The organism is Microbulbifer mixtoriginis (SeqCode), from assembly GCF_052468275.1.
The window spans coordinates 2,962,095-2,974,510 of record NZ_CP174341.1; the positions used below are offsets into that span (position 1 = coordinate 2,962,095).

Consider the following 12,416-nt stretch of genomic DNA (forward strand, 5'->3'; position numbering starts at 1 on the left):
GTGCCTGTTTTGTGTGCGGTGTCAAATTTTCTGATCTATTGCTATCACGGGGCTTCGGACAAGGATGAGAACCATAAACCCTGTACAAAAAAAGTGCAGGCTGGATGTGGATTGGGACCCTAAGACTACTCTGTGGCTATGGAGCCCTACGCTGGCCCTTTGGGTCTTCTCTCTATCAGTTGCTGCTATTGGTTTGTTGCCGTCTCTACCAGAAATAGGGGGAGTACTGTGGGTATATATTATTGCCTTCCTATTGTTGGTTTCCCTCCCTCAAACACGCGCTCTCTGCCTATTACTTGTCATCTCGTTGCTCGGTGCTCTCTGGGCTTTATCGAGCAATAAAGCCGCGCTTGAGCAGCGTTTACCTGAATCGGCTCATGGCATTGATCAATGCCTAAGGGTTGAGGTTGTATCCCTCCCCGAGGTCAGGAGTAATCCAGCGTTACAGAGGGGTGCTACCCGGGATATACGCTTCCAGGCGAGAATACTGGAGGCGGGGCCGGGGGAAGTTCATTCAGGTAGCCTTCTTTATCTCACCTGGTACCGCGCAGATGTTGAGGTGCAAAGGCTGCTGCGAGGTAATAGCCACTGGGATTTACCGGTGCGGTTAAAGCGTCCACGCGGTAGTGTAAATCCCCATACCTTTGACTATGAGGGCTGGCTCTTACGGCGGGGTGTTTATGCAACGGGGTATGTGCGCCCACAAAATGGCGACCCACAGTGGTTGAGCCAGGGCATGGGGCTATCCGCCCTGCGAGATGCTTTTAGGCAGAAGCTTCAAAGGCTACCGATAAACCAAAGCGCCCTGGTTACAGCACTGTTACTAGGGGATCGCAGCGGCCTTTCCCGTGCCGACAGTGACCTGTTAAAGCAGACAGGGACGGCACACCTTTTGGCCATATCGGGCCTGCATGTGGGCATGGTGGCTGGGTTTTTACTGCTGTTGGGGCAGGTATTGGCGAGGGCTCTCGGGGTATTGATGGGGACCTGTCCCAGGTGGATTCCGATGTTGTTGGCGCTTATTGGCACTCTAACCTATACCTTGTTGGCTGGCGCTCCTCTCTCCGCCCAAAGGGCCCTGGTGATGACCTGGGTATTGTTGCTGGCTTGGCATTGGCGGCGACGGGTAGGCGCTGGCTTGGCTTTTTCTCTCGCTTTGGCATTAGTGCTATTTATCCAGCCATTGGCTTTCTTCGGAGCCGGGTTTTGGCTGTCATTCGCCGCTGTGGGTGCGCTTCTCTTGGGGTTTTCTGGGCGTAGCTCTGTTAGGCAAGAGAGGACAACGAAGAACGGTGTGGAGGGAAGTGAGACGAGTGCTCATGTGGGGATGAAAAGGCACGTTGAAGCTTGGTTTTTACGCTGGTTCTCCACCTTTGTACAATTATTACGCAGCCAATGGCTGGTGGCGCTGGGTTTGATTTTACCCTCGGTAGTGTATTTTTCTGGGTACAGCTCTGGCGGAATGCTGCTGAACCTGATGGCAATTCCCTGGCTTGGTTTGCTAATACTGCCGGCCTTGATGCTTGGCACCTTACTGTTAGGGACTGGCCTTGGAAACTGGTGCTTTAAATTTGCCGACTGGCAACTGACTCTTCTCATGGAAATGCTGAAGTATGCCCGGGATTTTGTTCCTACCTGGCAGCCTTTGATAGCGCCTCAAAGCACAACCCTGCTTGTCTTATCCGCACTGGGCGCCCTGTTATTAATCTTACCCAGGGGTGTGCCGGGACGATATCTGGGCTGCTTGTTTCTGCTTCCTTTGCTCCAATCTATGCTGCCTGTTTCGACATCAGGTCGTCAGGGGCTTACTTTCACCGCTTTGGATGTTGGCCAGGGTTTGGCTCTCTCGGTCCGCTCCCAAGAAGCGCGCCTTGTCTTTGACACCGGACCTCTCTCGTCATCGGGTTGGAGTGCTGGAGGGGCTATTGTTGCTCCTTATTTGAGTGGAGTCGGGGTGAGAGAACTCGATGTATTGGTTGTCAGCCATGGTGACAGGGATCATGCGGGTGGGGTGGCGGCGCTATTGCAGTCACTGCCCGTCAATAATTTCTATGCTCCAGGGCAACTGGGAAAAAAACTGGTGGGGGATTTTGATATTCGAGCAGACTCCTGTGTCGCGGGTGAAAGGCTTTATTTCGGTGAGCTCTCTGTACGTTGGTTATGGCCACTGCAAAAAAAAATTGATGGAGAGGAAAATGATCAAAGTTGTGTGGCTCTAATTGAATGGCAACAAGTGCGTATTTTACTTACTGGTGACATTACAAGCTCCGTAGAACGCCGTCTTGTGGAGCTTTATCCAATGGAGAAGCCAGTAGATTTATTGGTGGCGCCTCATCATGGTTCTAAGACTTCTTCATCCCAGACTTTACTGAGCTGGGCAAGGCCTGAGCGAGTGATATTCAGCGCAGGCTATCGTCATCATTTTGGCCATCCCCATGCGAATGTAGTCGCACGTTATCGTGCGATGGATACACAAGTTTTTAATACAGCACAAAGTGGAGCTGTCGAGCTTTCTTGGCAAAGAGGCACCTCGGAGCCTGTGATAAGTTGGGGTCGTTCAGCGTCACGGTTTTGGTATGCGGATCACAATGGTGAGGCTGAGCCTAGTGGAAGACTTAGCCGCCGAGAGCAGCTGTGATAAAGTGCGACTCCTGCGTCTAAGATGCAGAAGAAATTCCTGAAATCCCTCTCGCTGTTTAGGGCCAAGAAAAGTGTTTGAAATAATAAAATCTGGCGGCTGGTTGATGTTGCCGATCCTGTTGTGTTCCGTTGCTGTTATTGCTATCAGCATTGAGCGTTTTTGGACGCTGAATCCCCAGCGTATTGCACCGCGCACTTTACTTGGAGAAGTGTGGGGGTGGCTAAAAAACAACCAGGTCAATAGTGAGAAAATTAAGGAGCTGCGTGATTCCAGCCCACTCGGACGAATTTTTGCCGCAGGACTTTCCAATTCCCGCCACGGCCGTGAAGTAATGAGAGACAGTATTGAGGAAACTGCAAGCCAGGTAGTACACGAGCTGGAGCGTTTCCTCAATGCCCTCGGCACCATCGCCGCGATTGCGCCATTGATCGGTTTGCTTGGGACTGTCATCGGTATGATCCAGGTTTTCACGGCAATTATGCTGGAGGGCACCGGCAATGCGGGTATTTTGGCCGGTGGTATCAGCCAGGCTCTGATTACTACGGCGGCGGGTCTGACTGTGGCGATTCCAGCGCTAATGGCGCACAGATACTTCCAGCGCCGAGTGGATACTATTGTGGTAACCATGGAACAGGAAGCCGTGAAGCTGGTGGATGCCTTACACAGTGACCGCAAAATTGAAAAAGCGGCCTGAGTGAGGTAGCAATCGATGCAATTTCGCCGCCAAACCAAAGAGCAGGATGGGGTAAACCTTACGCCATTAATCGATGTGGTCTTTCTTCTGCTGATTTTCTTTATGGTGTCGACCACATTCACCAAAGAGAGCCATTTGAAGTTAAATTTGCCCGAGGCCGCTGGGCCTCAGGCAGAAGAGCAGCCTCGTTCTGTTGAAATTCTGATCAGTGCCGATGGTTCTTATTCGGTAAATGGCCAGGGGTTGATCAACAAAAAGTTGACCACTTTGAAATCTGCGCTGTCGGAAGTTTCTGCAGGCGAGTACAATCGCCCGCTTGTGATAACCGCCGACGCTACAGCTCACCATCAGGCTGTGGTGCGGGCAATGGATGCCGCTGGACAGCTAGGCTTTGTCAACCTAAGCATTACTACACGGCAACCAGAAGAGAACTAGCGCGCTGGGCTTTGCTTTAATGCCAGGGATGGACGATTAGCCTTGCGAGCGTACTCGCCCCACTGCCTACGGGGTTGGGGCGAGTCCAGTCATTGGTCTGTATGAAGAAAGTAACCATGCCCCCCCGTAAACCACAGCACGGGGCGCACACCTATCGTCGTTTACTCGCGTACGCTCGGCCGCACCTAGCGATTTTTGCTGTTGCAGTGCTGGGATTTTTCCTGTTTTCCACCATGGGCGTCAGCTTAATTGCCGTTACGGAGCTGCTGTTAGATGCGGTGGGCGCTGGCATCCAAGAAAGCAGAGGTTTTCTCTCGAAATACGTAGCCTCCTATTATCCCGATGGGGTAATGCCACAGGAGACTGCGCGTTGGCTGGTACCTCTGGCCATGCTCATCATTATTCTGCTGCGTGCGATTGGTAACTTTGTTGGCAGTTATGGTCTCGCCTATGTGGGGCGCGCAATTATTCACCAGTTGCGCTCGCAGTTGTTTGAGAAGATTGGCCAGCTGCCTAGTGCCTATTTTGATCGTTACACGGGTGCCTACCTGATTTCCAAAGTCTCATACAATGTTGAGCAGGTTACCAATTCCATTACCAAGGCGGTTAAGGTTTTATTTCGCGAGACTTTTACTACCGTTGCGCTGCTGGCTTACTTGTTGTTGGTGAACTGGAAGCTGACATTGACCTTTTTCCTTTTTGCCCCCTTGATTGCTCTAATCGTGCGTACGGTGGGCAAACGATTCCGTAAACTGAGCCATCGCATCCAAAACTCCATGGGTGATGTCACTCATGTTACCCAGGAGGCGATTAATGGCTATCAAGTAGTACGGATGTATGGTGGCCAAGAATATGAGAATTCACGTTTTGAATCTGCCAGTGACAATAACCGCCGACAATTTATGAAGCTGGTGGTGGCCAACAATGCCAGCGTGTCGGTGATTCAGATTCTGGTTGGCCTATCTACTGCAACTATTGTGTGGTTTGCCCTGGCTCCGGGTATGGTGGAATCCATGACCGCGGGGGTCTTTGCCGCTTATATTGGTGCCGCAGCTTCTCTGGCCAAGCCTGTTCGCAGCCTTTCAGAAGTTTTTGCAGATATTCAGAAGGGAATTGCCGCCGCGGAAAGTATTTTTGAAGTAATGGATACCCCCAGTGAGCCAGAGGGCGGCCGCGAGGTGTTGCCCAAGCCGGTGCGTGGTGCGGTTACCTTTGAGTCTCTCGATTTTAGTTACGATGAGGCCGCTCCCCAGGTGCTGTCGAATATTAGCTTCTCGGTGGAACCGGGCGAAACAGTTGCGCTGGTAGGGGCGTCGGGTTCCGGTAAAACAACGCTTGCCAGTCTGCTGGCGCGTTTTTACGAGCCTACTGGCGGGCGCATCCTTCTTGATGGAGTCGATATTTCAACGGTTCCCCTACAAGATTTACGCCGACATATCAGCATGGTGTCCCAAAATATCGTCCTATTTAACGACAGCGTCTATCGCAACATCGCCTATGGCGATTTGGAAGGGGCACCGAAAGAGAATGTCTTGCGGGCTATCGAGTTGGCGCATGCGGCTAACTTTATTGAGGAGCTACCTCAAGGTTTGGAAACTGTATTGGGAGACAATGCCCAGATGCTTTCCGGTGGCCAAAGACAGCGATTGTCTATTGCGCGGGCGCTATTAAAAGATGCACCGGTATTGATTCTCGATGAGGCAACTTCAGCACTGGACAATGAATCAGAGCGCCATATCCAGTCGGCTCTGACAGAAGTTATGAAAAATCGCACCACCTTTGTGATAGCCCACCGTCTCAGTACGATTGAAAGTGCCGATCGAATCCTGGTTATGGAGAAAGGGCGTATCGTAGAGAGCGGCAAGCACAGCGAACTGCTCGCCCGCGGTGGGCGCTATGCCACATTATTACAACAGCAGACAATGGGTTAGGGCACTGGATGTCACTGGAAGACTGGTTCAACAAGCGCTGGTACAAGAAAGACGGTACAAGCCCTGCCTTATCTCTGCTTACGCCTTTGGAGTTGCTCTATAGCGGAGTGAGTAATCGGCGCAGGGTGATCAGTTCCCGCACCCCACCGGAACCACTATCGGTACCTGTTATTGTTGTAGGCAATATCACCGTCGGTGGTGCCGGTAAGACGCCATTGGTGGCAGAGTTGGCTCGCTGGCTAAAAGAGAGGGGTAAAAATCCCGGGATTGTTAGCCGTGGCTATGGCGGTCGTGCAGAGCAATATCCCTACCAGGTAACTGCTCAGTCTCACCCTCTGGAATCCGGTGATGAGCCGCTGATGTTGCATTTGATCACCGGGGTACCGGTGATGGTTTCCCCCAATCGCAGCGAAGCGGCGAGGGCGTTAGTTGATTACCACCAGTGTGATGTGATCCTCTCTGATGATGGTTTACAGCATTACAGCCTCTGGCGAAGCTTTGAAATCTGCGTGGTGGATGGCAGTCGCGGTCTCGGTAATGGGCATATGCTCCCTCGTGGCCCTTTGCGGGAACCCGTTAGTCGTTTACAGAGTGTCGATTTGGTGGTGAGTAATGGCGAGCCTGAAGCCAGTGTGAAACAGCAGTGCGGCGCGCTACTGGAATACCAGATGACTCTGGAGCCTGCCTGCTGGCACCAGTTTAACCTTGATCAGACCTCTACGCTGCGCCTGACCTCAGGCCCTGAGCCAGGCCCCTGCCATGGGGTGGCAGCGATAGGAAACCCCAAACGTTTTTTCCGCGCACTGCAACGTATGGGCTACAAGGTGATGGAGCAGCCCTTTGCGGATCATCACCAGTTCAGCCCCCAGGAGCTGCATTTCGATGGCGAGACACCAGTGATTATGACGATGAAAGACGCGGTGAAGTGTCGCGATTTCTGGGAGAGTCACTGGTGGGCGCTGGAAGTGCGTGCCAAGTTGCCAGATCTTTTTTATCAGAAGGTGCACCAGCACCTGCAACAGTTCTCCAAAGATGAAAAATAAACACTCATTTGATGTCATTATTCCCGCCCGCTTTGGCTCCAGTCGTTTACCGGGCAAGCCCTTGGCAGATATTGCCGGCAAACCCATGGTTCAGCATGTCTTTGAGAGGGCTTGCGAGAGTGATGCAGAGAGGGTCATCGTTGCCACCGACGATATGCGAGTAGCGGAGGCAGTTCGTGGCTTTGGCGGTGAGGTGTGTATGACCTCTGCTGATCACGCATCGGGCACTGACCGCCTACAGGAAGTCGCTGTTAACCTGGGTTTAGCCGATGACCGTATTCTGGTGAATGTACAGGGGGATGAACCCTTAATTCCCGCTCAGGTAATTAATCAGGTAGCCGCTAACCTTGCGGAAAATACCCGCGCCGGTGTGGCTACACTGTGCGAACCTATTCTTGCGGTGGAGGATTTCTGCAACCCTAATATTGTTAAGGTGGTTGCTGCACAATCCGGGTTAGCCCGCTATTTCTCCCGTGCGCCGATACCTTGGCCGCGCGATGCCTTTGCTGTGCACGCAAATGAGTTGCCGCAGGGGTTGGAACCGCGCCGTCATATCGGTATCTATGCTTATCGTGTAGCGCTGCTGCAAAGTTTTGTTACTTGGCCAGTGGCGCCGCTGGAGCAGTTTGAAGCCCTAGAGCAGCTGCGTTTTTTGTATCACGATGAGAATATTCATGTGGCTGTTGCCTGCGCGGAGGTGCCCGGTGGTGTAGACACCGAGCAGGATCTCCAGCGAATGCGTGAGCTTCTCGGTTAAAGTTACCTGCATGATAGAAACTGATATTGACCTGCAGCCCCACAACACCTTGGCAATTTCGGCTCGTAGCGCCCACTTTGCCAGGGTGCAAAACCTGGATCAGCTGCGAGAGGCATTGACCTTTGCCAGAACACAGAAACTACCAATCTTACCCTTGGGGGGTGGTAGCAATGTTGTGTTGACCGATGATTTCCCTGGTCTTGTTATCCAGGTCGACTTGCGAGGACTTTTAATAGAGCCCAATAGCCAGGGGCATACTATTGAAGCTGCGGCTGGGGAAAATTGGCACCAGCTGGTTATGGCTACTGTTACCAGTGGCATAGGTGGACTTGAAAATCTTGCACTGATTCCCGGTAAGATTGGTGCGGCACCGATCCAAAATATAGGTGCCTACGGTATCGAGTTGTGTGATCGCTTTACAAGCTTGCAGGCTATGGAAGTTGCCACAGGTGAGCTGCACGATTTTACTAAAGACGATTGTGGTTTTGCCTATCGGGATAGTGTTTTTAAAGGGCGTCTGCGCGACCAGTATATTATTACCCAGGTGAATTTGCAGTTGCCACAAGACTGGCAGCCGCGCGTAGACTACCCGGCACTGCGCCAATATATTTCGCAGCACAATTGGGATGCAAAGCACCCGACACCTACTCAGATTGCTCAAGCAGTTATTGATATCCGGAGTAACAAACTGCCTTTGCCTACTGAGATCCCCAATGCCGGGAGTTTTTTCAAAAACCCGGTGGTAGATACGGATCTCTATCAGAGTCTAAAAGCAGAGCATCCCGATCTAGTTGCTTTCGCGGCCGGCGAGGATTGGAAGCTTGCCGCTGGTTGGTTAATAGATCGCGCTGGCTGGCGTGGTTTACGACGCAGTGCGGTTGGAGTCCATGAGCGCCAGGCACTGGTGCTGATTAATCCTGGTAGGGGAGCAGGCCGTGAATTAGTACAGCTTGCTCAGGATATTGCTGCCGATATACATTCAAAATTTGGTGTTTCCCTCGAGCCGGAGCCACGCTTTTACCCTTAAAACTCAGTAAATAAACTGTCTTTCGAGTATTCGCAAAGTGCGAGCCCCAAGTCCTGTCTGGTTTTGATGGCAGGACTTTATACTGGTTTCTATAAAGAATTCTGCTATAGCTGTTAGAAATATAAAATCTATTGACTATTGCAAAGTACAAAAATTTTTTTTATTTCTTGAATTTTCGTTTCCTCAAGTCATACGGCAAAGGCCGGCTTGAGTGCAGAATGATTAGCTGTTACGTTTCTAGGTTATAATTAATCGCTATATACAAGCCAAGATCCTGCGGCTAAACATCAGTTAAACAACATTTGAGACGGTGGTGGCGCTTTGCAGTAGCGTTTTTGTCTGGTATGTTGCGACTGGATTCTTGGGGAGGATCTGCGCGGAGTAGTTTCTCCGTGAGTAAAAAGAAGAACGCAGTTCAAGAGCACGCGCGAGGGGATTGTACGCCGCGTAGCCACTGCACTTATCCGTAGTTGGGGATAGCTTGATCAAAGTCTTAGTGGTGGATGATCACGACCTTGTGCGAATGGGGATTTCGCGCATGTTGAGTGACGTCGAGGATATTGAAGTTGTTGGCGATGCGAATTGTGGCGAAGAAGCGCTGGAATTCGTGCGTGAGACTGCGGTTGATGTCATCTTGATGGATGTAAAAATGCCAGGAATGGGTGGCTTGGAGGCGACCCGCAAGCTGTTAAACCGCTGTCCTGAAGTCAAAGTAGTGGCTGTTAGCGCCCTGGATGACGACCTGTTTCCTGGCCGCCTAATGCAAGCTGGTGCTATGGGCTATGTGACCAAGGGGGCAGATCTTGAAGAGATGGTGCGTGCAATTCATACAGTAATGAATGGTGGAGTTTTTATCAGCAACTCCATGGCTACCAAAATGGCTCTGCGCAATGTCTCAGGTCAATCGGATAACCTTTCTCCCTTTGAAAAACTTTCTAAACGTGAGTTGCAAACTGCGGACATGATTGTGAATGGAGCCAAGGTTGCCGAGATTGCCAAGTCCCTTTCGGTCAGCCCTAAAACCGTAAATAGCTACCGTTATCGGATATTTGAAAAGCTGAATATTAACAGCGATGTGGAATTGACCTTGCTTGCCGTCAAGTACCAGATACTCGACCCCGAAGCAGCGCTCTAATATCCGTGTATTTACTGAAGCGGCAAGACCGGTTGTCAGATGTTCGATAGCAAGCGTTTTCTCTCTACAGTTACCCGTAAGCCTGGCGTCTATCAAATGTTCGATGCCAGTAACCATATACTTTATGTGGGTAAGGCGAAAAATTTACGCAATCGGCTTGCCAGTTATTTTCGCAGCTCTGGGCTCACAGCCAAGACCATGGCGCTGGTGCAGAAGATCGGCAACATCGAAGTAACTGTTACTCGTAGTGAAACCGAGGCATTAGTACTCGAACAGAGCCTGATTAAATCCCAGCGTCCGCCTTACAATGTGATGCTGAAAGATGATAAGGGCTATCCTTACATCTTTCTTTCCAGTGTTGACACTTTTCCCCGTATAGCACTCCATCGTGGAGCTAAGCGGAAGAAAGGCCGCTATTTTGGTCCTTTCCCCAACGCCTCTTCTGTACGTGATAGCCTGAATTTTTTGCAAAAGACCTTTCGTATTCGCTCCTGTGAAGACAGCGTGTTTCGCAATCGATCCAGGCCCTGCCTGCAATATCAGATTGAGCGCTGTACGGCACCCTGTGTAGACTTCATCAGTCCCGAGGATTATCGCCAGGATGTACGCCACGCAGAAATGTTTCTCACTGGCAAGAGCGATAATATTATTCGTGAACTGGCCGATGAAATGGATGAAGCCTCAAGAGCGTTGGAGTTTGAAAAGGCCGCGCGCGTCAGGGATCAAATATCCGCACTACGGCGTCTTCAAGCGGATCAAGTGGCAGAGGGTGATACAGGGGATGTTGATGTCCATGGTGTTGCCACCGAGGGTGGTAGCTGCTGTGTGCATGTACTCTTTATCCGACAGGGGAGAATTCTTGGTAGTCGCAGCTTTTTTCCCAGTGAGCGACTGGGCTTAAGCCACCCTGAATTGCTTTCGGCCTTTGTGGCTCAATTTTATCTCGGTAGTCCAAGAGAAATTCCCCGTGAAATTCTAGCCTCGGAATCTATAGAAGATGTGGTTCCGCTGCAGCAGGCACTCGGTGCTCAGGCAGGGCGAGACATTTCAGTTACCCATAAACTGCGAGGCAAGCGCGCTACCTGGGTGGAAATGGCCCAGCAGGCGGCTCAGCAGAATTTAAGTAGCCGCACTGCAGCGCAGCAGAAGTTGTTTAGTCGTTTTGAGGCCCTTCAAGAAGTGCTTGGACTGGAACAGTTGCCCGAGCGGCTGGAATGCTTTGACATCAGCCACTCCTCGGGTGAGGCCACGGTTGCTTCTTGTGTGGTTTTTGATTCAGGCGGTCCAGTTAAGTCAGATTATCGTCTCTTTAATATTGATGGCATTCAGGCTGGTGATGATTATGCTGCAATGGGGCAGGCACTTAAGCGTCGCTACACGCGCCTATCGGGAGGTGAGGGTAAGTTCCCTAATATCCTGTTAATTGACGGTGGCAAGGGGCAGGTCAGTCAGGCGGTGGACACCCTCAATGGCCTGGGCGTTGTAGGTGTTCAGATAATCGGAGTGGCCAAGGGCACTACCCGTAAAGCAGGTTTTGAGACCTTACATATCGTTTCCAGTAATCAGGAACTGGTACTTTCGGCGGACTCCCCGGCATTGCACCTGATTCAACAGGTTAGAGATGAGGCCCATCGATTTGCAATTACCGGGCACCGCGCGCGGCGTGACAAAAAACGAAGGGAGTCCCCTCTGGAGGGTATTGCTGGCGTGGGCCCCGCACGTAGACGCGCATTGCTTCGCCATTTTGGCGGTCTTCAGGAAATTAAGAAGGCTACAGTGACAGAAATTGCTAGTGTAGATGGCATCAGTCGCAAGCTTGCGCAGGATATATACTCGGCACTACATCACGAGTAAAAATGCAGGGCACAGGCGGCGGATTTTTTCTCCGGGTTTCTCATTGAGCGTTTCAATTTGCCCCACAGCTTGATAACGTACGCCCTCCGCAAGAACAGAGAAAAGTATGACACTCGCCAACCAACTTACACTGCTTCGCGTCGCACTGATACCTGTCCTGGTTTTGGTTTTCTATTTACCTTATAAATGGAGTTACATTGCTTCTGCCGTTATTTTTTCAGCTGCCGCAGTTACCGACTGGCTTGATGGCTACCTGGCAAGGAAACTTAATCAGAGCACTGCCTTTGGCGCCTTTCTTGACCCTGTTGCAGATAAGTTAATGGTGGCTACTGCGCTTGTATTACTTGTGGGCCTGCACAAAAGTGCCTGGTTCACGGTGGCTGCAGCCATTATTATCTGCCGTGAGATCGCGGTCTCAGGTTTGCGCGAGTGGATGGCAGAACTGGGGCAGCGCAGTAGTGTCGCTGTGTCCTATGTCGGGAAGATAAAAACAACCGCACAAATGGCGGCAATCATAGTTCTTCTTGCTTTTGATGTTCGCGACTTTCCTGTAATGGAAACGCTGGGCTATCTACTGCTGTATATTGCCGCGGCTCTGACCCTTTGGACCATGGTGATGTACTTACGAGCAGCCTGGCCTGTATTGATGGCTGATAATCATAAGTCTCTGTGATCTAGATCCCTGTTATTGCCAATCTTGTTATTTTAGGTGCCCTTCTGCATCCTGTGGGGCACCTATCCCTCCACGACTTAAATTCTTTCCACTCTGGCAGAACCGCAGGGCCTCTGTAAGTCCTGGCCACTCATAAAAACTTTCTAGTTGTCGCCACTTATAGCGCTCCTATGACACCTTTCTTCTAGAGTGATGCATTGGGGTTGTAACACTGTTAATAAAAGTA

10 protein-coding genes are annotated in these 12,416 nt (G+C 51.1%); all 10 read left to right on the plus strand.

What is annotated here, in order from left to right; all coding sequences use genetic code 11:
- Nucleotides 1–64 precede the first annotated feature (64 nt).
- On the plus strand, nt 65–2,638 hold the full coding sequence (locus ACJJIC_RS12920; RefSeq protein WP_445357116.1) for a DNA internalization-related competence protein ComEC/Rec2: 2,574 nt from the start codon (nt 65–67) through the stop codon (nt 2,636–2,638).
- A 73-nt stretch (nt 2,639–2,711) separates the two neighbouring features.
- Nucleotides 2,712–3,335 carry a MotA/TolQ/ExbB proton channel family protein gene (locus tag ACJJIC_RS12925; protein WP_445357117.1) on the plus strand — a complete coding sequence of 208 codons (624 nt, stop codon included), beginning with the start codon at nt 2,712–2,714 and terminating at the stop codon, nt 3,333–3,335.
- A 15-nt stretch (nt 3,336–3,350) separates the two neighbouring features.
- Complete coding sequence (locus ACJJIC_RS12930; protein ID WP_252085811.1) at nt 3,351–3,770, plus strand: ExbD/TolR family protein; 420 nt, start codon at nt 3,351–3,353, stop codon at nt 3,768–3,770.
- Nucleotides 3,771–3,886: 116 nt separating this feature from the next.
- Complete coding sequence (msbA, locus tag ACJJIC_RS12935) at nt 3,887–5,701, plus strand: lipid A export permease/ATP-binding protein MsbA (protein ID WP_252085812.1); 1,815 nt, start codon at nt 3,887–3,889, stop codon at nt 5,699–5,701.
- 8 nt (nt 5,702–5,709) lie between these two features.
- Nucleotides 5,710–6,744: a tetraacyldisaccharide 4'-kinase gene (gene lpxK / locus ACJJIC_RS12940; protein ID WP_444924996.1), complete on the plus strand. Its 1,035-nt coding sequence runs from the start codon at nt 5,710–5,712 to the stop codon at nt 6,742–6,744.
- The gene (kdsB, locus tag ACJJIC_RS12945) at nt 6,734–7,501 is read left to right on the plus strand and encodes a 3-deoxy-manno-octulosonate cytidylyltransferase (RefSeq protein WP_444924997.1); all 768 of its coding nucleotides are present in this window, start codon (nt 6,734–6,736) and stop codon (nt 7,499–7,501) included. The genes lpxK and kdsB overlap by 11 nt, the downstream gene beginning before the upstream one ends.
- A gap of 10 nt (nt 7,502–7,511) precedes the next feature.
- The gene (gene murB, locus ACJJIC_RS12950; RefSeq protein ID WP_445357118.1) at nt 7,512–8,528 is read left to right on the plus strand and encodes a UDP-N-acetylmuramate dehydrogenase; all 1,017 of its coding nucleotides are present in this window, start codon (nt 7,512–7,514) and stop codon (nt 8,526–8,528) included.
- Between the two features lie 481 nt (nt 8,529–9,009).
- Nucleotides 9,010–9,663, plus strand: a complete 654-nt coding sequence (locus ACJJIC_RS12955) for a response regulator (RefSeq protein WP_252085817.1) — start codon at nt 9,010–9,012, stop codon at nt 9,661–9,663.
- Nucleotides 9,664–9,702: 39 nt separating this feature from the next.
- Nucleotides 9,703–11,517: an excinuclease ABC subunit UvrC gene (gene uvrC / locus ACJJIC_RS12960; protein WP_444909677.1), complete on the plus strand. Its 1,815-nt coding sequence runs from the start codon at nt 9,703–9,705 to the stop codon at nt 11,515–11,517.
- A gap of 106 nt (nt 11,518–11,623) precedes the next feature.
- A complete protein-coding gene (gene pgsA, locus ACJJIC_RS12965; protein WP_252085819.1) occupies nt 11,624–12,190 on the plus strand; it encodes a CDP-diacylglycerol--glycerol-3-phosphate 3-phosphatidyltransferase in 567 nt (188 codons plus the stop codon).
- Nucleotides 12,191–12,416 lie beyond the last annotated feature (226 nt).